This is a genomic window from Micromonospora thermarum (assembly GCF_012034245.1).
GTDB lineage: Bacteria > Actinomycetota > Actinomycetes > Mycobacteriales > Micromonosporaceae > Micromonospora > Micromonospora thermarum.
Genome location: NZ_JAATEO010000028.1, coordinates 26,225 through 45,202 on the forward strand (window position 1 = coordinate 26,225; position 18,978 = coordinate 45,202).

Below are 18,978 nucleotides of genomic sequence, written 5' to 3' on the forward strand. Positions count from 1 at the left end.
CTCCGTGATCGGGTCGACTGCCCGCAACCTGCGCGACAGACGCCCGGCCTACCGTCGGGTGATGCTGATCACGGCACGTACCGCCAGCGATCCGGAACTCGCCGCCCTGGTGGCGGCCCAGCACCGCGAGCTTCGCGACGGCGGCTGGGCCGGCCCGCCCGGCCCTCTGCCGGAGGACGTCCGTTTCCTGGTGGCGGTGCTCGGCGGCCGGGCGGTGGCGTGCGGCGGGCTGCGGGCACTCGACGACGGGAGCGGCGAGGTGCACCGGCTGTACGTCCGGCCGGCGCACCGGGGGCGGGGCGTCGCCCGGCAACTGCTGGCGGCGCTGGAGGAGATGGCGTTCCAGTCCGGTCACGCGCTGGTCCGGCTGCGCACCGGCGTACACCTCGCCGCCTTCTACACGACGTGCGGCTACCAGCGCATCCCCGGGTACGGCGAGCCGGACCCGTACACCGTGTGCTTCGCGAAGCGGCTCCCGATCGCTGCCTGACACCGGCCGGCCCTCGGGCGGGCATCGGCGGGCGGGCCGTGACCGGCGGCGGCCGCCAGGGGGCCGTCAACGGCGGCCGTCACGAGGCCGGTGCTGCCGGACGCGGGGCCGTCACGCGGGCCGGCGGTGCCGCACGCGCGGGCGGCGCGCGACGTCAGGGCCGGTCGAACGGCGTGTCGAGCCGGCCGCCGGTGCCCACCCGGTCGGAGAGCAGGAGCCCGAGGGCGAGCATGCCGAAGCCGAGGAAGAGGTGCAGCCAGTTGGCGGCGCCGTTGACCGGGATGAGGTTCGCGCCGCTCTCCTCGTTGACGGCCAGGCCGTAGAGCCAGAGGCCGAGGTAGAGGGCGCCGCCGCCGGCCAGGAAGAGCCGCGCCCCGGCGACCCGGCGGGCCAGCACCAGACCGACCAGGCCGAAGCCCAGGTGCAGGATGTTGTGCAGGACCGACACCTGGACGAGGCCGAGCAGCTTCGCCCCCGAGTGGTGCCCGGCGAACCGCATCTCGTCGTAGCCGGTGGTGATCCCGGGTATGAACCCGAGCACCCCGAGCAGGAGGAAGAGCCCGGCCGCCGCGAGGGCCGCGAGCTGGACCCCGGTCCTCGATCCTCCGCGTGCGTTCCGCGCCATCGCTGCACCTTTCGTGGATCCACGGACCCCTGTCCGTGATGCCGGTGCGCGGATCGCCCTCACTCTGCGCGACGGCGACGTCCGGACCCGACGATCCTCCATTTTGAAGTCCGTCCCGGTGGCCCCGCAGAGAAATCGCCGATCAGGCATGGAAGCGGAAACGCAGGGTAGGGATTTGTCGGCGGCGGTACGACCGTCGCCGATCCCCCAGAGAAGACCGCGACGGTCATCCGAGCGGAAGGGACATCATGACCTACGATCTGTCACCCACGTCGTCCACGTACGGGTCGGAGTCCACGAACGGGGGCGGGGCGCGCGAGCAGGCCCGCCAGGTGGGCTCGGAGGCCAAGCAGGCCGGCGGGGCGGTCGCCGAGACCGCCAAGGAGCAGGGCCGGGAGGTCGTCGGCGAGGCCCGCCGGCAGGCCCGGAACCTGTACGGAGAGGCGCGCACCCAGCTCGCCAGCCAGACCGGTGAGCAGCAGCGCCGCGCCGCCGGCGGGCTCCGCTCGCTGGCCGACGAGATGCGCACGATGGCCGAGCAGGGCGGCCAGGCCGGCCCGGTGAGCGAGCTCGCCCGCCAGGCCGCCGACCGCGTGCACGGCGTCGCCGGCTGGCTGGAGCAGCGCGAGCCCGGCGACATCATCGCCGAGGTGCGCGACTACGCCCGCCGCAACCCGGGCACCTTCCTGGTCGGCGCCGCCGTGCTCGGCGTGCTCGCCGGCCGGCTGACCCGCAACATCTCGGCCGCGAGCGACTCCGACGGCGGGGCGTACGGCTCCCGCGCCGGCTACGACCCCGAGCAGGCGGCGGTCATCCCGACCGCGCGGGCCGTGCCGGAGCAGATCCCGCCGGGCGGCTACCTGGACCCGACCCCGGGCGCGTACGTCGACCCGCAGGCCACGACCAGCTACGCCGACCCGGCCGGTGGCACCGGGCAGCCGCTGCCCCCGCCGACCCGGACCGACCCGCTGCCCGGTGTGCCGACGAGCGGGACCACCCGTCCGTGAGCGGCCGAGTCATCCGAAGGGAGGCGGCGGCATGACCACGCCGGGATATCACCCGCACGACGCGGACGAGGTCCGCAACAGCTCCATCGGTGAGCTGATGCGCCAGGTCACCAGCGACCTGTCGACGCTGATGCGGCAGGAGGTGGAGCTGGCCAAGGCCGAGATCCGTGCGGAGGGCAGGAAGGCGGGCAAGGCGGCCGGCTTCTTCGGCGGCGCCGGGTTCGGTGGCTACATGGTGGCCCTGTTCCTCTCGCTCGCCCTCTGGGCCGGGCTGTCCAACGTGATGGACGCCGGCTGGGCGGCCCTGATCGTGGCCGTCCTCTGGGGCGCGATCGCCGCCGTCCTCTACTCCATGGCGAAGAAGAACGCGGAGCGTATCCGCGGCCTCAAGCAGACCAACGAGAGCGTGCAGCGGATCCCCGACGCGCTCAAGCCGCACCCGCAGGAGGTCACCCGATGAGCACGGACCCGGAGCAGATCCGCCGGGAGATCGAAGCCACCCGCAGCAACCTGAGCTCCGATGTGGACGCGCTGGCGTACAAGGTCAGCCCGTCGCGCATCGTCGACGACCGCAAGCAGCGGGTCCGCGGCGCGCTGCAGAATGTGAGGGACAAGGTGATGGGAACCGCGTCGGATCTCGGCCACAGCACGAAGCACGGCGCCCACGCCGTCGGCGACCAGGCGTCCTCGGCGGCCTCCACCGTCAGCGACAAGGCGCACTCGGCCGCCTCGACGGTGAGCGACGCCGCGCACCGGGCGCCCCAGGCGATCCGGCAGAAGTCGGAGGGCAACCCGCTCGCCGCCGGCCTGATCGCGTTCGGTGTCGGCTGGCTCGCCTCGTCGCTGATCCCGGCCACGCAGCGGGAGCAGCGGGTGGCGACGCAGGTCAAGGAGCGCGCCGGTGAGCACGCCGGTGTGGTCAAGGAGAAGCTGACCGAGGTCGCCCAGGAGGTCAAGGAGGAGCTGCGCGAGCCGGCGCAGCACGCCGCCGAGTCGGTGAAGTCGACCGCTCAGGACGCCGTGCAGACGGTCAAGGACGACACGCGCTCCGCCGCGCAGGACGTCAAGGACCAGGCCCAGCAGTCCCGCGAACAGGTGCGCCACTGACCGTGCGGCGCCTCCCCTCCGCGATCTTGCACTTTGGGCCCCCCGAATGCCCAATTCGATCCGGTATGACCGGGCACGAAGTGCAAGATCGGGGGGTGGGGTGGAGGAGGGGTGTCTGTCGTTTCGGTGTGCTCCTCCCGGGTAGCGCAGCCCCGAGGCGGGCGGCCCATCCCCGGGCCGCCCGGGTGGAGGAGACGTGATGACCAGCAACGGAACGAGGTGGGCGCTGCTCGGCGCCACCACGGTGACGGCGGTCGGCGTCGCTCGCGCGGTGGCCCGCCGGCGGCACCGGCACCAGCCCGAGCGGCGGAACGGCTGGTATGTGGTGCGGCGCGGGGTGACCGTCGACCGGCCGGTGGAGGCGGTGATCGGCTTCTGGACCGACCGGGGGCGTATGGACCGCGCGCTGGCGGAGTGGGCGACGCTGGAGCAGATCGACGACAACCGGTGGCGCGCCGTGGCGACCGAACCCGGTGGCGTGGGCACGCAGTGGCGGGCCGAGATCACCGTCGAGGGGCCGGGCCGGCTGCGCTGGCGGGTGACCGAGGGGCCGAAACAGGAGGGCACGGTCGAGCTGGTGCCCGCACCGCAGGGTCGGGGCACCGAGATCCGGGCCGAGCTGCGGTACCGGTCCGGCCCGCTGCGCCGGGCGATCGGCCTGGCCACCAGCCACGAACCGGACCTGGCGCTGCGCGACACCCTGCGGCGGGTCAAGTCGCTGGTCGAGTGCGGCCAGGTGATCGACACCCGGCGCGACCCGTCCGGGCGCAGCCCGGCACAGGAGAAGGCCACCGACAAGGTCCGGGAGAAGCTCATGGCGGGAGGACGGGCGTGAAGGCGCTGTGCTGGGAGGGCGTCGGCAAGCTGGCCGTACGCGACGTGCCGGAACCGCACATCCGCGCCGAGGGCGACATCGTCGTGCGGGTCCGGGCGAGCAGCGTCTGCGGCTCCGACCTGCACCTCATCAACGGGTTCGTGCCGGCGACGCGGGAGGGCGACATCCTCGGCCACGAGTTCATGGGCGAGGTCGTGGAGACCGGGCCGGGCGTACGCCGGCTGAACGTCGGCGACCGGGTGGTCGTCGGCTCGGTGGTGGCGTGCGGCGGCTGTTGGTACTGCCGCACCGAGCAGTACTCGCTCTGCGACAACTCCAACCCCCAGCCGGTCTTCGCCGAGAAGATGTGGGGGCACTCGCCCGCCGGCATCCTCGGCTACTCGCACGCCGCCGGCGGCTACTCCGGCGGCCACGCCGAGTACGTGCGGGTGCCGTTCGGCGACATCGGGGCGTTCAAGGTGCCCGACGGGGTGCCCGACGACTCGGTGGTGTTCGCCTCCGACGCGATGCCGACCGGGTGGATGGCCGCCGACTTCTGCGGCCTGACCGGCGGCGAGGTGGTCGCGGTCTGGGGTGCCGGCGGGGTCGGCCAGATGGCGGCACGCGCCGCGCAGCTGCTCGGCGCCGAGCGCGTCATCATGGTCGACCGGCTGCCGGAACGGCTGGCCACCGCCGCCGACCGGCTCGGTGTGGAGACCGTCAACTACGCGGAGACCGACGTCCTGGAGGCGCTGCGGGAGATGACGGCGGGCCGGGGCCCGGACGCGTGCATCGAGGCCGTCGGCATGGAGTCGCACGACGTCGGCCCGGCGTACGCGTACGACAAGGCGAAGCAGACCGCCCGGATGCAGACCGACCGGCCCACCTCCGTGCGGCAGGCCATCATGGCGTGCCGCAAGGGCGGCACGGTCAGCATCGTCGGCGTCTACGCCGGGGTGATCGACAAGTTTCCGCTGGGTGCGGCCATGAACAAGGCCCTCGTGCTGCGGATGGGGCAGATGCACGCCCAGCGCTACATCCCCATGCTGCTGGACCGGGTCGCGGCCGGCGAGATCGACCCCGGCTACCTGGCCACCCACCCGATGCCGCTGACCGAGGGCGCCCGCGGCTACGAGATCTTCGAGAAGAAGGAGGAGGGCTGCCTCCGTACCGTCCTGCATCCCTGACCGGCCCGCGTCGCGCGCCCCGACCGGGGGCGCGGGGCGGGTCAGGCGGTGCGGCGGACGCCGGTGACGACGAAGCCGCTGGCCGGCAGCGTCGGCATCCGGCCGAGGTCCACGGCCAGCTTCTGCGGCGGTACGTCGTACGCCATGGCGCTGGTCAGGTTGGTCACCGCGCGTTTCATCAGCGCGATGGTGATCCACTCGCCGGGGCACCGGTGTCCGGTGCGGTGCTCACCGCCGCCCTGCGGGACGAAGCTGAACGGGTCGCCGCGCCAACCGATGAACCGCTCCGGGCGGAACTCCTCCGGCGAGGGCCAGAGCGCCCGGTGGTGGTTGGTGCCGTACAGGTCGAGCAGCACCCGGCGGCCCTCGGGGAAGTGGTAGCCCTGCCAGTCGAAGGAGCGCCGTACCCGGGCCGCGGCGACCGGGAAGAACGGGTAGTACCGCCGTACCTCCTGGACGAAGCTCTCGGTGGTCTCCTCGCTCTCGCCGACCCGGTCCCGCCAGGCGGGGTGGTCATGCAGGGCCAGGGCCGCGAAGACGACGAAGCGGTCCACCGCGACGGTGGGGCGCAGCACGTTCAGCAGCTCCACCGCGGCGATCCGGCGGGGGAGGAGGCGGCCCTCGACATCCCGGTGCTCGGCGATGACCCGCAGCGCGCTGCCCTCCGGCGCGGGCAGCGTGCCGGCGCGCACCCGCTCGACCAGGTCGCCGGCCCAGCGCTCGCCGCGGACCCGGCCGAGCAGGCCCCTCCAGTGGCTCGGGCCGAGCGCCGCAGCGCTGTCGATCATGGCGTGCAGTTCGGCGGTACGCCGGTTCACCTGCGACTCCGCCAGCGGCACGCCCGCCCAGGCGCAGACCGCCCGGGTGATGATCCGGGCCACCTCCGGGTAGAGCACCACCGGCCCGGAGCGCTCCCAGACCGGGATCCGGGCCCGCCACTCGTCGTCGAAGAGCTGGCCGAGCCGGTTGATCCCGCTGGGCGTCATGATCGACACGAACATGGCCTTGCGGACGGCGTGCGCCGCGCCGTCGAGGCCCTGCACCCCGCCGACACCGGTGAGCGTGCGCTGGGCCCGCATCGGCATCGCCCCCGCGCGGATGAAGCGCTCGGTGTCGTAGAACAGCTCGGCGGCCGGCCTGCCGCGCAGGCAGATGGTGGTCTCCAGCAAAAGGCGGGTGGTGAAGATGTCCGTGCCGTAGCGGTCGCACCGGTCACTGATGAACCGGTAGCCGGAGCGCAAAAAGGACAAGGTGCTCTCCGGGCTGCGGTCCACCGGCATCGTCGCCATCGCTCCTCCTGACGCAGCTCGTCCGCCCGACCGCTTCTACCCGGGCCAGCGCCCCTGAATCCACCACGCCGTCCATATCACCGGCGGCGCGCGCTGGGAGGGGCCCACGGGGTACGGCGCTGGCCCCTCCCACGGGCGCGGAAACCTGGTTGGCTTCCGGGGAGCGGTGCCGGACGGCCGGCCACGGGGAGGGCGAATGCGGGACAACAGATCGCCGCACTGGCGGCAGCGACGGATGAGGCCGGTCATCGGCGGGGCCGGCGACCACCCACTCCTCGCGCCGCCGCGCCGCCGCCCGGCGCGACCGGCCCGGTTCTACACCGTGCACCTCGGCTTCACCGCGGCCGGCGGGTCCGTGGCACGTGAGCTGGCGGTGGGGTACGCGGAGGCCCTGAGCCTGCTCCGGCCCGAGGTGGTGCTCGGCGCGGCCGCCCTGTCGCCGGCGGACGCGTGGCACCGGGCCGAGCGGCTCTTCTGCGGGGCCTTCGGCCCGGACGGCGAGCGCTGCGTCGACGTGGCCGGCCACCCCGGCTTCCACCACGCGTCCGGCCCGGGCGGCCTCGGCTGGGGCGACGGTGACTGACCGATGTCAGTCGAGGTCGAACTCGCCGTCCTGGGCGCCGGCGACGAAGGCGTCCCACTCGGCCTGGGTGAACACGAGCACCGGCCCGTCCGGGTCGGCGGAGTTGCGCATGCCGATCAGGTCGTCGACGAACGCGACCTCGACGGCGGCGTCGGAGGTGTCGCCGTCGGCGCGCTGCCAGACCGCCCGGGAGAGGTCGAAGTCGCCCTTGGGGTGCGTCGTCATGGTCCATTCCTCCAGTACCGCAGGTCGGGGGAGCGCAGGTCGGAATCCCCATCGGGCAGGATAAGCGGATGCCGAGCCTGACCCGTGTAGAGGCGACCGCGCGTGCCGCGGTGATTACCGTCGAGTCCTACCAGGTGGACCTCGACCTGACCGGCGGCGGCGAGCTGTTCCGCTCGCACGTCACCATCCGGTTCCGGGCGACCCCCGGTGCCGCCACGTTCGCCGAGTGCAAGCCCGCGACCCTGCGGTCGGCCCGCCTCAACGGCGTCGAGCTCGATCCGGCCACGCTGGACGACAACCGGCTGCCGCTGTCCGACCTCGCCGAGCACAACACGCTGACGGTCGAGGCCGACATGGCGTACTCGAACACCGGCGCGGGCATGCACCGGTTCGTGGACCCGGCGGACGGCGAGACGTACCTGTACGCGATGTCCTTCCTCGACGACGTGCAGCGGCTCTTCGCCGCGTTCGACCAGCCCGACCTGAAGGCCCCGGTCACCCTCACGGTCACCGCCCCGGAGCACTGGACGGTCGCCGCCAACGGCGAGCTGGCCGCCACCCCGCGTCCCGGCCGGTGGGAGTTCGCCCCGACCGCGCCGCTGGCCACGTACTTCGTCTCGCTGATCGCCGGGCCCTGGCACGTGCGGCGCGACGAGCACGACGGTGTCCCGCTCGGCGTCTTCTGCCGCCGCTCGCTCGCGGACCACCTGGACTCCGACATCGACGAGGTCTTCACCGTCACCAAGCAGTGCCTGGACCGGTTCCACGAGCTCTTCGCCGAGCGTTACCCGTTCGGCAAGTACGACCAGGCGTTCGTGCCGGAGTTCAACGCCGGCGCCATGGAGAACCCGGGCCTGGTGACCATTCGCGACGACTACGTCTTCCGTTCGGCCGTCACGGACAGCCAGCGCGAGCTGCGGGCCACCACCATCGCGCACGAGATGGCGCACATGTGGTTCGGCGACCTGGTCACCATGCGCTGGTGGGACGACCTGTGGCTGAACGAGTCGTTCGCGGAGTACCTGGGCACGAGGGTGACCGCCGAGGCCACCCGCTTCGACCGGGCGTGGACGACGTTCGCCATGCGGCGCAAGGCCTGGGGCTACGCGGCCGACCAGCGCCCGTCCACCCACCCGGTCGCACCGGAGGAGGTGCGCGACGCCGCCGAGGGCCTGCTCAACTTCGACGGCATCTCGTACGCGAAGGGCGCCAGCGTCCTGCGGCAGCTCGTGGCGTGGCTCGGCGACGACGCCTTCCTGGCCGGCCTCAACGCCCACTTCGCGAAGCACCGGTTCGGCAACGCCACCCTGGCCGACCTGCTGGGCAGCCTGTCCGCGGCGAGCGGGCGGGACCTGACCGGCTGGGCCGACCGGTGGCTGCGCGCGGCGCAGGTCAACACGCTGCGCGCCGAGGTCACCGTCGACGCCGACGGTCGCTACACCGAGGTGGCGGTGGTGCAGAGCGCCCCCGAGTCCCACCCCCTGCTGCGTCCGCACCGGATCGGCGTCGCCCGGTACGCGGCCGACGGCTCCGTCGCGCACGCCGAGGTCGACCTGGACCCGGACGCCGACGGCGGCCGGACGGTGCTCGCCGAGCTGGCCGGGGCCCCGGCCGCCCGACTGCTGCTGCCCAACGCCGGTGACCTGACGTTCGCCAAGATCCGTCTCGACCCGGCCTCGGCGGACGCCGTCCCGCTGGTGCTGCCCGGCCTGGCGGACCCGCTCGCGCGGGCGCTGCTCTGGGGCGAGGCGCTGGACGTCGCGGCCGACGGGGAGCGACCGGTCGCCGCCCTGGTGGGGCTGATCGCCGCCGCGCTGCCCGCGGAGACCGAGGTGGTGATCGCCGAGGACGTGCTCACGTTGAGCCGCTCGCTGGTCGACCGCTATCTCGACCCGCTGGCCCGGGAGGCGGCGCTGGTCCGTGTCGCCGGTGCCTGCCGCCAGCTGCTGGACACCGCTCCGGCGGGTGGGTCGTTGCAGCTCGCGGCGGCCCGGGGTTGGATCGCCGCGACCACCGACGCCGACCTGCTGACCGGCTGGCTGGCCGGCCGGGACGTGCCGCCGGGGCTCGCCGTCGACGCCGAACTGCGCTGGGCGGTGCTGGGCCGGCTGGTGGTGCTCGGGGCGGCGGGCCCGGCGGAGATCACCGCCGAGGCGGCGGCGGACCGGAGCGCCGCCGGCGCCGAGCGGGCCGCCCGCTGCCGTGCCGCGCTGCCCGACCCGGCCGCCAAGCAGGCCGCCTGGGAGATCGTCGTGGCCGACACCGAACTGTCCAACCGGCTGGTCGAAGCCACGGCCGAGGGCTTCTGGCAGCCGGAGCAGGCCGAGCTGACCAGCCCGTACGTGACGCGCTACTTCGCGGACATGCCGGCCGCCGCGCAGCGCCGTACGCCCTGGGTGGCGGACCGGATCGCGGCCCTGGCGTTCCCGCGCTACGCCGTCGCGCAGACCACCCGGGAGGAGGTCGCGGCGCTGCTCGCCCGCGACGACCTCACGCCCGGTCTGCGCCGGCGCGTGGTCGACGCCGACGACGACCTGCGGCGCGCCCTGGTCGCCCGCACGGCCGTCGCCGCCGCCGCGGCCTGACCGGTCCCGGCCGGCGCGGGTCCTCCCGCGCCGGCCGGACGGGCCCAGGGCAGCCGGAGCGGGGCCCGGCCTAGGATCGCGGGGTGGAGGAAGACATCCGGCGGATCGGGATCATGGGCGGCACCTTCGATCCGATCCACCACGGGCACCTGGTCGCGGCCAGTGAGGTGGCCGACCGCTTCGGGCTGGACGAGGTCGTCTTCGTTCCCACCGGCCAGCCGTGGCAGAAGGCGGACGAGCCGGTCAGCCCCGCCGAGGACCGCTACCTGATGACGGTGATCGCCACCGCCTCCAATCCCCGCTTCCAGGTCAGCCGGGTCGACATCGACCGCGGCGGGCCGACCTACACCGTCGACACGCTGCGCGACCTGCACGCCGAGTACGGTCCCAAGGTCCAGCTCTTCTTCATCACCGGCGCGGACGCCCTGGCGAAGATCCTGTCCTGGAAGGACCTGGACGAGATCTTCGAGTTGGCCCATTTCATCGGGGTGACCCGGCCGGGCTTCGTCCTGTCCGACGCTCACCTGCCGGCCGACACGGTGAGCCTGGTGCAGGTGCCGGCGATGGCGATCTCGTCGACCGACTGCCGCGAGCGCGTCGCCCGGGGTGAGCCGGTGTGGTACCTGGTCCCCGACGGTGTGGTGCAGTACATCGCCAAGCGGCGACTCTATCGGGCGTGATCTGTCCCGAATGCGGTTGTTCGTGCCCTCGACGCACGGTAACTGACCGGTCGGAACGCGGCCGTGTGTGAGAGGCTTGGAGGGGTCGCACGGATGATCGAAGGAGAACGGTGACAGTTTCCGAACGCGCTCACGAGCTGGCGATGGCCGCCGCGCAGGCCGCCGCCGACAAGAAGGCACAGGACATCGTCATCATCGATGTGGGTGACCAGCTCGCCATCACCGACGCGTTCCTGCTCGCCGCCGCCCCCAACGAGCGTCAGGTGCTCGCCATCGTCGACGCGATCGAGGAGCGGCTGCTCGAGCTGCCGGAGAAGGCCAAGCCGGTCCGGCGCGAGGGGGAGCGCGGCGGCCGCTGGGTGCTGCTCGACTACGTCGACATCGTCGTGCACGTCCAGCACACCGAGGAGCGCGAGTTCTACGCCCTCGACCGGCTCTGGAAGGACTGCCCGCAGATCCCGTTCGTCGACCGGGACCTCGCCGCCGCCGAGTCCGGCGCCGCCGCCGAATGACCCGCCTGATCGTCTGGCGGCACGGCAACACCGACTGGAACGCCACCGGCCGCGTCCAGGGGCAGACCGACGTCGCGCTGAACGACCTCGGGCGCGAGCAGGCCCGCACCACCGCGCCGCTGCTCGCCGCGCTGCGCCCGGACGCGATCGTCGCGAGCGACCTGCGCCGCGCCGCGGACACGGCCGCCGCGCTGGCGGCGCTGACCGGGTTGCCGGTCCGGACCGACACGCGGCTGCGCGAGCGGTACTTCGGGCTCTGGCAGGGGCTCGCCCTCACCGACGCCGCCGAGCGCTACCCGGACGAGTACGCCCGCTGGCGCGCCGGTGACCCCGACCCGGGCGCCGGCATCGAGACGCTGGACGACCTCGGCAAGCGCGTCGGCGCGGCACTCCAGGACGCCGCCGACGCCGTGCCCGGCGGCACCGTCGTGGTCACCACGCACGGCGGCGGCGCCCGGCAGGGCGTGGGCCAGCTGCTCGGCTGGGACCACAGCGTCCTGCGGACGGTCGGCTCCCTGCAGAACTGCCACTGGACGGAGCTGCGCCACGACGACGCCCGGGGCTGGCACCTGCGGGCCCACAACGTCGGGTTCATCTCCGCGCCGGTCGCCGACCCGGTCTGACGCCGACCGGACCGCCACCGTCGTCCCGAGGCGGCGGTCGTCGCTGCGGCCCGGTCGTCCGGACCGGCGATGGTCCGGCCTCGGCGATCCTCGCCGAGATCGGCTAGCGTTCCGGCATGCCCGTCGCGGTCGTCACCGACTCCACCGCCTACCTGCCCCCCGAGCCGCTGGCCGCCCACCGGCTGACGGTGGTGCCGTTGACCGTCGTCCTGAACGGCGTGGAGGGGCTGGAAGGGGTGGAGACCTTCCCCGCCGACGCCACCCGCGCGCTCAGCGGCCGGCGGGTGTCGGTGAGCACCTCCCGACCCGCTCCGGAACAGTTCGCGGCGACGTACCGCCGGCTCCTCGACGAGGGCGCCGAGGGGATCGTGTCGGTCCACCTGTCGGCGGAGCTGTCCGGCACCGTCGAGGCCGCCCGGCTGGCCGCCGCCGAACTCGGCGACCGGGTGGCGGTGGTGGACAGCCGCTCCTGCGGAATGGGGATCGGCTTCCCGGCGGTCGCCGCCGCCGCGGCCGCCGCGGGCGGTGCCGACCTCTCCGGGGTACGCGACGCCGCGCAGGACGCCGTCGTCCGGACCACCGTCTTCTTCTACGTCGACACGCTGGAGTTCCTGCGCCGGGGCGGTCGGATCAACGCAGCCTCGGCGCTGCTCGGCACCGCCCTCTCGGTGAAACCGATCATGCACATGCCGGACGGCGCGATCGTCCTCAAGGACAAGGTACGCACCGCCAGCCGTGGCGTTGCGCGCCTGGTCGACCTGGCGGTCGAGGCGGCCGGCGACGCGGACGTGGACCTCGCCCTGCACCACCTGGCCGCCCCGCAACGCGCCGAGGCGCTCCGGGAGGCGCTGACCACCCGGCTCGGCGACCGCCTGCGCGACACGTACGTCTCCGAGGCCGGCGCGGTGGTCGCCGCGCACGCCGGACCGGGCCTGGCCTGCGTGGTCGTGCACCGCCGCCCACCGGCAGCGACGGCGCGTTGACAATGCTGCGATAGCGCCGGTGCGCTGCCCCGCATACCACACCGGCAGCATGATCAGGGCGTTGTCCACAGTGGCGCCGTTGTCCACAGATGCGGAGGTCACGGGCCGCGCTCGCCGCCCGTCGCGGCCTAGCCTCACGCCGTGTCGTACGACGAGGAGACGGTGGTACGGGAGCGGCTGCACCGCGTGCTACCGCTGGCGATGGGCGACGGGGACGACTCCGCCGCGCCACACCAGCCTGTCCTCGACGTCCTGCCGGGCGATGGCATCGGCCGTCAGCCGGCGGATGCCGTCCCCAACCGGCTCCGCGTGGGCGATCCGCCGGTCGCCACGTCGATACACCACGGTGTCGCCGCTTCCCCGGGGGACACCGCTCACGACGGGACCGGCGTGGAGGGTCTCGCGGCCGGCTCTCGGTCCGGCGTCCGTCCAGGTCGGCCGTGGATCCAGCGCGGACCGCTCGCTGTCGTCCGGCCGCGCCTCGGCGGGGCGGCGCCGGCGATCTTGACTGATGCGGACGACGCGCCGCCGGTCAGCGACCCGGACGACATGCCTTCTACGACCGCCGACGACGAGGGATGGACAGCCGACGGGAGCGGCCGGTCGGGGGGTGGCGCCGGCCGGGCGTTGGCGGGGCCGGGGGCGTTCGACCCGGGACGGCGTGGGGTGCGGGCGCTGGCCGTCGTCGCCGTGCTGGTGGTGCTCTGTGCCGCGTTCTGGGCCTGGCGGTCCCGTCCGCAGGCGGAGCCGGTCACGCCGGTGGTGGAGACGTCGGCGGTCGCTCCAGCCCCGGCCGGGTCCGAGCCGTCGCCGACGGCCGGTGCGGAGCTGGTGGTGGCGGTCGCCGGGAAGGTCCGCCGGCCGGGGCTGGTGCGCGTACCGGCCGGTGCCCGGGTCGCCGACGCGGTGCAGGCGGCCGGGGGTGCGCTACCGGGCGTGGACGTCGCCCTGCTCAACCCGGCCCGCAAGGTCGTCGACGGGGAGCTCATCCTCGTCGGCGTCGCCGCACCGCCCGGCGCGGCACCGTCCGGGCCGCACCTGGGTGCGATGCCCGGGGCGGGCGGCAAGGTGAACCTGAACACCGCCACGCTGGCGCAGCTCGACGCGCTGCCCGGGGTCGGGCCGGTGCTCGCGCAGCGCATCCTCACCCACCGGGACCAGCAGGGCGGCTTCCGGTCGGTGAGCGACCTGCGCCAGGTCGACGGCATCGGCGACGCGCGGTACGAGCAGCTCAAGGACCTGGTGACGGTGTGACCGGCCACCGTGAACCGCCGGGCACCCATGCCGTGCCGGATCTGCGGCTCGCCGGCCTGGCCGTCGCCGCGTGGCTCGCGGCGCTGGCCGGGCTGCACCTGGATGCCCGGACGACGCTCCTCGTCGCACTGGTCGCCGCCGTGGCGGCCGGCGTCGGCGCGCTGCACCTGCTCGGCCACCTGGGGCGGCCGGCGGCCGCGCCCGTGCGCCGTCACGGCTGGATCGCCGTCGCCGTGCTCCTCGGCGTGGTGTGCGGGGCGAGCGCCACCGCCGCGCGGGTCGCCGTACGGGACGCGCCGCCGATCCGCGCGCTCGTCGACGCCGGCGCCACCGTCACCGCCGACCTGGTCGTCCGTGACGACCCGCGAGCGGTACGCGGCGTCCCCGGACGTCCCGCGATGTTCCTGGTCCCGGTGGAGTCGACCCGCTTCATCGGGCCGGACGGTCGTAGCGTCGAGGCGCGGGTGCGCGTTCTCGTCCTCGCCACCGATTCGGCCTGGCGAGGGCTGCTACCCGGGCAGCGGCTGACCGCCGACGGCCGACTGTCCGCTCCCCGTGGCGGTGACCTGACCGCCGCCGTCCTCCGGTCGGCGCGGCCTCCGGGCGAGCACGGCGCACCGCCGACGTCCCAGCGGGCCGCCGGCGCGCTACGCACCGGTCTCCAGGACGCCTGCGACCCGCTGCCGGACGAGCAGGGCGGCCTGCTGCCCGGGCTCGTGGTGGGTGACACGAGCCGGTTGCCGCCCATGGTGGAGGAGGACTTCCTCGCCACCGGGATGACGCACCTCACGGCCGTCTCCGGATCCAACGTGGCGATCATCGTCGGTGCGGTGCTGCTGCTCGCCCGCTGGGCTCGGGCGGGTCCCTGGCTCGCCGCCGGTCTCTGCGGGGTCGCGCTGGTCGGCTTCGTGATTCTGGTCCGCCCGTCGCCCAGCGTGGTCCGGGCGGCCACGATGGGAGCGATCGGGCTCGCCGCGTTGGCGGCCGGCCGGCCCCGGGCGGCGCTGCCCGCGCTGGCCGCGGCGGTGACCGTACTGGTGCTCCTCGACCCCGAACTGGCCGGTGACGCCGGCTTCGCGCTCTCCGTGCTCGCCACCGGCGGGCTGCTGCTGCTCGCCCCGCGGTGGCGGGACGCGCTGCGCCGCCGCCGGGTGCCGGCCGGCGTCGCCGAGGCGGTGGCGGTGCCGGCCGCCGCGCAGCTCGCCTGCGCACCGGTCGTGGCGGGGATCTCCGGCACCGTCAGCCTGGTGGCCGTCCCGGCGAACCTGCTGGCGGTGCCCGCCATCGCGCCCGCCACGGTGCTCGGCGTGGTGGCGGCGGCGCTCTCGCCGCTCTGGCCGGCCGGGGCCGGGTTCCTCGCGTGGCTGGGAAGCTGGCCGGCGTGGTGGCTGGTCACCGTCGCGCACCACGGGGCGCGCGTACCCGCGGGGACGCTGCCGTGGCCCGACGGCCTGGCCGGGGCGCTGCTGCTGTCCGGTCTGACCCTGGCGCTGCTGACGGCCGCCCGGCGTCGGGTCGTCCGTCAACTGGTGGCCGTGGTGGTCGTCGCCGCCGTGCTCGGTGCGCTACCGGTGCGGCTGGTGGCGTCCGGGTGGCCACCGGCCGGCTGGGTGGTCGCCGCGTGCGCGGTCGGGCAGGGCGACGCGGTGGTGCTGCCGGTCGGGCCGGGTCGGGCGGTGGTGGTGGACGCCGGGCCCGATCCCGGCGCGGCCGACCGCTGCCTGCGCGGGCTCGGCGTCCGGGAGGTGCCGCTGCTCGTGGTCAGCCACTTCCACGTCGACCACACCGGCGGTGTCGCGGGCGTGTTCCGGGGGCGCCGCGTCACCGCCGTCCTGACCCCGTCGTGGCCCGACCCGGCGACCGGGCGGGACCAGGTGCGGGCGGAGGCCGCAGCCAATTCGGCCGACCTGCTGTCCGCCTCGGCCGGCTGGCGCTACCGGGCCGGCGGGGTCGAGCTGACCGTGGTGGGGCCGCCCTACCCGCTGCGCGGCACCCGGTCGGACCCGAACAACAACTCGCTGGTGCTGCTCGCCACGGTCGGCGGGGTGCGGATCCTGCTCGCCGGCGACGCGGAGACGGAGGAGCAGCGGGCCCTGCTCGACCGCCCTCCGCCGGGCGGGCTCCGGGCGCACGTGCTGAAGGTCGCTCACCACGGGTCGGCGTACCAGGATCCAGCCTTCCTCGACGCGGTCCGACCGGCGGTCGCCCTCGTCCCGGTCGGGACGGGCAACACGTACGGGCACCCGAACCCGGCGGTGCTGGGCCGCCTCGCGCGGGGCGGTGCGCGGGTGCTGCGTACCGACGTCGACGGTGACGTGGCGGCCGTGGTTCGGCCGTCGGGTCTCGCCGTCGTCGTGCGGGGGAACCGGCTTCGGCCTCCCACCTAGCGCGACGTCACGGCCCGTCCACGGCGGGCCGGACAACGCGCAGTTCGACTACCGGCTACCGGAGGCACTTGCCGGCCATCCCCGGAGCCAGACCAACTTCGCCGTGCCCTACCCGACGGCGTGCAGTCCGCAGGCCTGGGCCAGCGGAGTCCCGATCGTGCTCGCCCGAGCCTTGCTCGGAGCGGAGCCCGTCGGCGGGAAAATGACCCTTGACCCTCATATTCCGGCTGAGATCGGCCGGATAATCGTCGACCGACTCAACGCCTTCGGCCGCTTCTGGGACATCGATGCAGTGGGTGCAACCGGCACCATTCGCCCATCGCGGGAGGCAGGGCCGCAGTGACGCGGGCCGGTGGTGACAGAGACCGACGTGGGGCGACGGCCGGGGCGTGGAGCAGGCGGCCGAACTCCGCGGTGGTCGACACGGCGGACCGGATCACGCCGCACCCGCATCGAAGGGTTTGTTGCCGGAATTGCGATGACCGGAGATAAATGTCGGGATTTGCGCTGAGTGCGGGGTCCGCCATCGGAGTCCGGACGACCAGGCTGGCACCGGCGGCCGACCGTGCGAATATGGGCGGCGTGACCGCCGCCAGCCTCGCTCCCATTGTGCTCGTCCTCGGCGACGAGGAGCTGCTCGCCACGCGCGCGGTCACCGAGACGATCGCCCGCGCCCGCGGCATGGACCCCGACGTGGACGTCCGCGAGTACCAGGCCGGCTCGTTGACCGTCGGCGAGATCGCGGAGATGCTCAGCCCGTCCCTCTTCGGCGGGCGGCGACTGCTCGTCCTGCGGTCCGGCCAGGACGCACGCAAGGATCTGACGACCGCGCTGCTTGCGTACGCGAAGAACCCCGACCCGGACGTGCACCTGGTCGTGCTCCACCTGGGCGGCGCCAAGGGCAAGGCCTTCGCGGACGGTCTGAAGGCGGCCGGCGCGACCGTCGTCCCGGCGGTCAAGCTGAAGGGGCACCGCGAGCGGGTGGCGTTCGTACGGGACGAGATCCGCCGGGCCGGCGGCCGGTGCACCGACGACGCCGCCGAGGCGCTCATCGCGGCGGTCGGCACCGATCTGCGCGAGCTGGCCGCCGCCTGCTCCCAGCTGATGGCCGACACCGACGGGAAGATCAGCCCCGACACGGTGGCCCGCTACTACCGCGGTCGGGTCGAGGTGAGCGGCTTCACGGTCGCCGACGCCACGATGGTGGGGGACGTGCCGGCCGCGCTGGAGGCGCTGCGCTGGGCGCTGCACGTCGGCGTGGACCCGGTGCCGATCGCGGACGCCCTCGCCGACGGCGTACGCACGGTGGCGCGGGTCGCCTCCGCCGGGCGGGGCAGCCCGTACCAGTTGGCGAGCACCCTGGGCATGCCGGCGTGGAAGATCGAGCGGGCGCAGCGGCAGGCGCGGGGCTGGACACCGGAGGGGCTCGTCCACGCCATGCAGGCCGCCGCCGAGTGCAACGCGGCGGTGAAGGGCGGCTCCGACGACCGGGCGTACGCCCTCGAGAAGGCCGTCTTCTCGGTCGCGGCCGCGCGGCAGGGTGGCGCCCGGTGACCGGAGCCACCCGCGGGACGTGGGCCACCGTGGTGGCCGACGAGGAGCGCTACCGGCCGCTCTACGCCCGCGTCCTCGGGTTGCGGTTCGTCAACCCCGGTGGCGTGCTCTGCTTCATCTTCTTCGAGGGCTCCGTCGCCCTCGCCACGCTGCTCGCCCTCGCCGAGCTGGTCACCTGGTGGGCCGTGCTGGTCCTGCCCGCGACGGTCGCGGTGATGGTGAAGCTCAACGACCTGGTGGCGGCCCGGGTCGTCCGTTCCGCGGCGCTCGTGCCCGAGCAGGAGCGGGACCGCTTCCGGCGGCAGATGGAACCGGCGGTCGGCACCGCCCGCGTCGACTGGATCCGGCACAGCGTGCCCGGCGTCGTCGTCTCGTCCACGCCGGAGGAGCCCCTGCCGCCCTCGCTACGCGAACCGACATCCCCACCCGCACCCTGACCGGCACCGCGGAAGACGGAGCGCGGCTCGCGCCACGCGCTGAGATCTCGGGGCACGGTGATCCGGTGGCGCGGTTCGCGCCCTGGGCGCGGGTGCGGACAGGCGGAAGCCCCGGGCGGGTCGCCCGGGGCTTCCGGTCAGGTCTTCAGGCGCCGCGTCAGGCGGAGAAGGACGCCACGCGCTTGGCGATGGCGGACTTGCGGTTCGCGGCCTGGTTGGCGTGGATCACGCCCTTGCTGGCGGCCTTGTCCAGCTTGCGGGTCGCCTCCCGCATGAGGACGGTGGCCTGCTCGACGTCGCCGGACTCGGCGGCCTCGTGGAACTTGCGGATGGCGGTCTTCAGCGACGACTTGACCGACTTGTTACGCAGCCGGCGCTTCTCGTTCTGCCGGTTGCGCTTGATCTGGGACTTGATGTTCGCCACGCGACAGCCTCGTCTTGATAGCTCGGGTTGGTCTGCTTCCACGCGCCGCGAGCATGCGTCATCGCTGCGCGAAGAGCCAGGTTACCAGGTCGCCTGGGGACGGGCCAAAACGGCCTCCCGGCCACTCGTGCCGGTCGGCGTTCGGGGCGCCACGACAACGCCGGCTCAGACGTGCACCAAGGACGCGGGCACCAGCGGCGACCACGCCCGGC

The 18,978-nt window shown here is 74.2% G+C and carries 20 protein-coding genes; 16 read left to right on the forward strand and 4 right to left on the reverse strand.

What is annotated here, in order from left to right:
• Nucleotides 1-61 precede the first annotated feature (61 nt).
• Nucleotides 62-490, forward strand: coding sequence for a GNAT family N-acetyltransferase (locus HCJ94_RS22805; protein WP_168003082.1), 429 nt, complete (start codon nt 62-64; stop codon nt 488-490).
• Between the two features lie 154 nt (nt 491-644).
• Here HCJ94_RS22805 and HCJ94_RS22810 read toward each other — a convergent pair whose 3' ends face one another.
• Complete coding sequence (locus HCJ94_RS22810; RefSeq protein WP_168003083.1) at nt 645-1,115, reverse strand: DUF4383 domain-containing protein; 471 nt, start codon at nt 1,113-1,115, stop codon at nt 645-647.
• Between the two features lie 248 nt (nt 1,116-1,363).
• On the opposite strand from HCJ94_RS22810, the gene HCJ94_RS22815 reads away from it, so the two are divergent.
• The 5 genes from HCJ94_RS22815 (at nt 1,364) to HCJ94_RS22835 (ending at nt 5,230) form a co-directional block, all read left to right on the forward strand.
• Nucleotides 1,364-2,122 carry a F0F1 ATP synthase subunit B family protein gene (locus HCJ94_RS22815; RefSeq protein WP_168003084.1) on the forward strand — a complete coding sequence of 253 codons (759 nt, stop codon included), beginning with the start codon at nt 1,364-1,366 and terminating at the stop codon, nt 2,120-2,122.
• Between the two features lie 31 nt (nt 2,123-2,153).
• The gene (locus HCJ94_RS22820) at nt 2,154-2,582 is read left to right on the forward strand and encodes a phage holin family protein (protein WP_168003085.1); all 429 of its coding nucleotides are present in this window, start codon (nt 2,154-2,156) and stop codon (nt 2,580-2,582) included.
• A complete protein-coding gene (locus tag HCJ94_RS22825) occupies nt 2,579-3,229 on the forward strand; it encodes a DUF3618 domain-containing protein (protein WP_168003086.1) in 651 nt (216 codons plus the stop codon). Before HCJ94_RS22820 ends, HCJ94_RS22825 begins: the two co-directional genes overlap by 4 nt.
• Before the next feature lie 199 nt (nt 3,230-3,428).
• The gene (locus tag HCJ94_RS22830; protein WP_168003087.1) at nt 3,429-4,064 is read left to right on the forward strand and encodes an SRPBCC family protein; all 636 of its coding nucleotides are present in this window, start codon (nt 3,429-3,431) and stop codon (nt 4,062-4,064) included.
• On the forward strand, nt 4,061-5,230 hold the full coding sequence (locus tag HCJ94_RS22835) for a zinc-dependent alcohol dehydrogenase (RefSeq protein WP_168003088.1): 1,170 nt from the start codon (nt 4,061-4,063) through the stop codon (nt 5,228-5,230). Before HCJ94_RS22830 ends, HCJ94_RS22835 begins: the two co-directional genes overlap by 4 nt.
• Nucleotides 5,231-5,271: 41 nt before the next feature.
• On the opposite strand, the gene HCJ94_RS22840 is transcribed toward HCJ94_RS22835, so the two are convergent.
• Nucleotides 5,272-6,519: a cytochrome P450 gene (locus HCJ94_RS22840; protein WP_168003089.1), complete on the reverse strand. Its 1,248-nt coding sequence runs from the start codon at nt 6,517-6,519 to the stop codon at nt 5,272-5,274.
• Between the two features lie 196 nt (nt 6,520-6,715).
• On the opposite strand from HCJ94_RS22840, the gene HCJ94_RS22845 reads away from it, so the two are divergent.
• Nucleotides 6,716-7,102: a hypothetical protein gene (locus HCJ94_RS22845; protein ID WP_168003090.1), complete on the forward strand. Its 387-nt coding sequence runs from the start codon at nt 6,716-6,718 to the stop codon at nt 7,100-7,102.
• Between the two features lie 6 nt (nt 7,103-7,108).
• On the opposite strand, the gene HCJ94_RS22850 is transcribed toward HCJ94_RS22845, so the two are convergent.
• On the reverse strand, nt 7,109-7,327 hold the full coding sequence (locus tag HCJ94_RS22850; RefSeq protein WP_168003091.1) for a DUF397 domain-containing protein: 219 nt from the start codon (nt 7,325-7,327) through the stop codon (nt 7,109-7,111).
• Nucleotides 7,328-7,395: 68 nt separating this feature from the next.
• Here HCJ94_RS22850 and pepN point away from each other — a divergent pair, with 68 nt between their 5' ends.
• From pepN to HCJ94_RS22895, 9 genes are all read left to right on the forward strand, one after another.
• Nucleotides 7,396-9,912, forward strand: coding sequence for an aminopeptidase N (gene pepN / locus HCJ94_RS22855; protein WP_168003092.1), 2,517 nt, complete (start codon nt 7,396-7,398; stop codon nt 9,910-9,912).
• 83 nt (nt 9,913-9,995) lie between these two features.
• On the forward strand, nt 9,996-10,592 hold the full coding sequence (gene nadD, locus HCJ94_RS22860) for a nicotinate-nucleotide adenylyltransferase (RefSeq protein ID WP_168003093.1): 597 nt from the start codon (nt 9,996-9,998) through the stop codon (nt 10,590-10,592).
• 110 nt (nt 10,593-10,702) lie between these two features.
• Entirely contained in the window at nt 10,703-11,104 is a 402-nt protein-coding gene (gene rsfS, locus HCJ94_RS22865; protein WP_168003094.1) for a ribosome silencing factor, read from the forward strand.
• Nucleotides 11,101-11,727, forward strand: a complete 627-nt coding sequence (locus HCJ94_RS22870; RefSeq protein WP_168003095.1) for a histidine phosphatase family protein — start codon at nt 11,101-11,103, stop codon at nt 11,725-11,727. The genes rsfS and HCJ94_RS22870 overlap by 4 nt, the downstream gene beginning before the upstream one ends.
• A 116-nt stretch (nt 11,728-11,843) precedes the next feature.
• Nucleotides 11,844-12,710, forward strand: a complete 867-nt coding sequence (locus HCJ94_RS22875) for a DegV family protein (RefSeq protein ID WP_168003096.1) — start codon at nt 11,844-11,846, stop codon at nt 12,708-12,710.
• A gap of 444 nt (nt 12,711-13,154) precedes the next feature.
• The gene (locus HCJ94_RS22880) at nt 13,155-13,964 is read left to right on the forward strand and encodes a ComEA family DNA-binding protein (protein ID WP_373684420.1); all 810 of its coding nucleotides are present in this window, start codon (nt 13,155-13,157) and stop codon (nt 13,962-13,964) included.
• Entirely contained in the window at nt 13,961-16,351 is a 2,391-nt protein-coding gene (locus HCJ94_RS22885) for a ComEC/Rec2 family competence protein (RefSeq protein ID WP_168003097.1), read from the forward strand. The genes HCJ94_RS22880 and HCJ94_RS22885 overlap by 4 nt, the downstream gene beginning before the upstream one ends.
• Nucleotides 16,352-16,924: 573 nt before the next feature.
• Nucleotides 16,925-17,905: a DNA polymerase III subunit delta gene (gene holA / locus HCJ94_RS22890; protein ID WP_168003098.1), complete on the forward strand. Its 981-nt coding sequence runs from the start codon at nt 16,925-16,927 to the stop codon at nt 17,903-17,905.
• On the forward strand, nt 17,902-18,342 hold the full coding sequence (locus HCJ94_RS22895) for a hypothetical protein (RefSeq protein WP_168003099.1): 441 nt from the start codon (nt 17,902-17,904) through the stop codon (nt 18,340-18,342). The genes holA and HCJ94_RS22895 overlap by 4 nt, the downstream gene beginning before the upstream one ends.
• Before the next feature lie 157 nt (nt 18,343-18,499).
• On the opposite strand, the gene rpsT is transcribed toward HCJ94_RS22895, so the two are convergent.
• On the reverse strand, nt 18,500-18,766 hold the full coding sequence (gene rpsT, locus HCJ94_RS22900; protein WP_168003100.1) for a 30S ribosomal protein S20: 267 nt from the start codon (nt 18,764-18,766) through the stop codon (nt 18,500-18,502).
• Nucleotides 18,767-18,978 lie beyond the last annotated feature (212 nt).

Excerpts from the sequence above, each read along its gene's own strand:
- HCJ94_RS22805 (WP_168003082.1), top strand. The coding sequence starts at position 62 with ATGCTGATCACGGCACGTACCGCCAGCGATCCGGAACTCGCCGCCCTG.
- HCJ94_RS22810 (WP_168003083.1), bottom strand. The coding sequence starts at position 1,115 with ATGGCGCGGAACGCACGCGGAGGATCGAGGACCGGGGTCCAGCTCGCG.
- HCJ94_RS22815 (WP_168003084.1), top strand. The coding sequence starts at position 1,364 with ATGACCTACGATCTGTCACCCACGTCGTCCACGTACGGGTCGGAGTCC.
- HCJ94_RS22820 (WP_168003085.1), top strand. The coding sequence starts at position 2,154 with ATGACCACGCCGGGATATCACCCGCACGACGCGGACGAGGTCCGCAAC.
- HCJ94_RS22825 (WP_168003086.1), top strand. The coding sequence starts at position 2,579 with ATGAGCACGGACCCGGAGCAGATCCGCCGGGAGATCGAAGCCACCCGC.
- HCJ94_RS22830 (WP_168003087.1), top strand. The coding sequence starts at position 3,429 with ATGACCAGCAACGGAACGAGGTGGGCGCTGCTCGGCGCCACCACGGTG.
- HCJ94_RS22840 (WP_168003089.1), bottom strand. The coding sequence starts at position 6,519 with ATGGCGACGATGCCGGTGGACCGCAGCCCGGAGAGCACCTTGTCCTTT.
- HCJ94_RS22845 (WP_168003090.1), top strand. The coding sequence starts at position 6,716 with ATGCGGGACAACAGATCGCCGCACTGGCGGCAGCGACGGATGAGGCCG.
- HCJ94_RS22850 (WP_168003091.1), bottom strand. The coding sequence starts at position 7,327 with ATGACGACGCACCCCAAGGGCGACTTCGACCTCTCCCGGGCGGTCTGG.
- pepN (WP_168003092.1), top strand. The coding sequence starts at position 7,396 with ATGCCGAGCCTGACCCGTGTAGAGGCGACCGCGCGTGCCGCGGTGATT.
- HCJ94_RS22870 (WP_168003095.1), top strand. The coding sequence starts at position 11,101 with ATGACCCGCCTGATCGTCTGGCGGCACGGCAACACCGACTGGAACGCC.
- HCJ94_RS22875 (WP_168003096.1), top strand. The coding sequence starts at position 11,844 with ATGCCCGTCGCGGTCGTCACCGACTCCACCGCCTACCTGCCCCCCGAG.
- holA (WP_168003098.1), top strand. The coding sequence starts at position 16,925 with ATGGGCGGCGTGACCGCCGCCAGCCTCGCTCCCATTGTGCTCGTCCTC.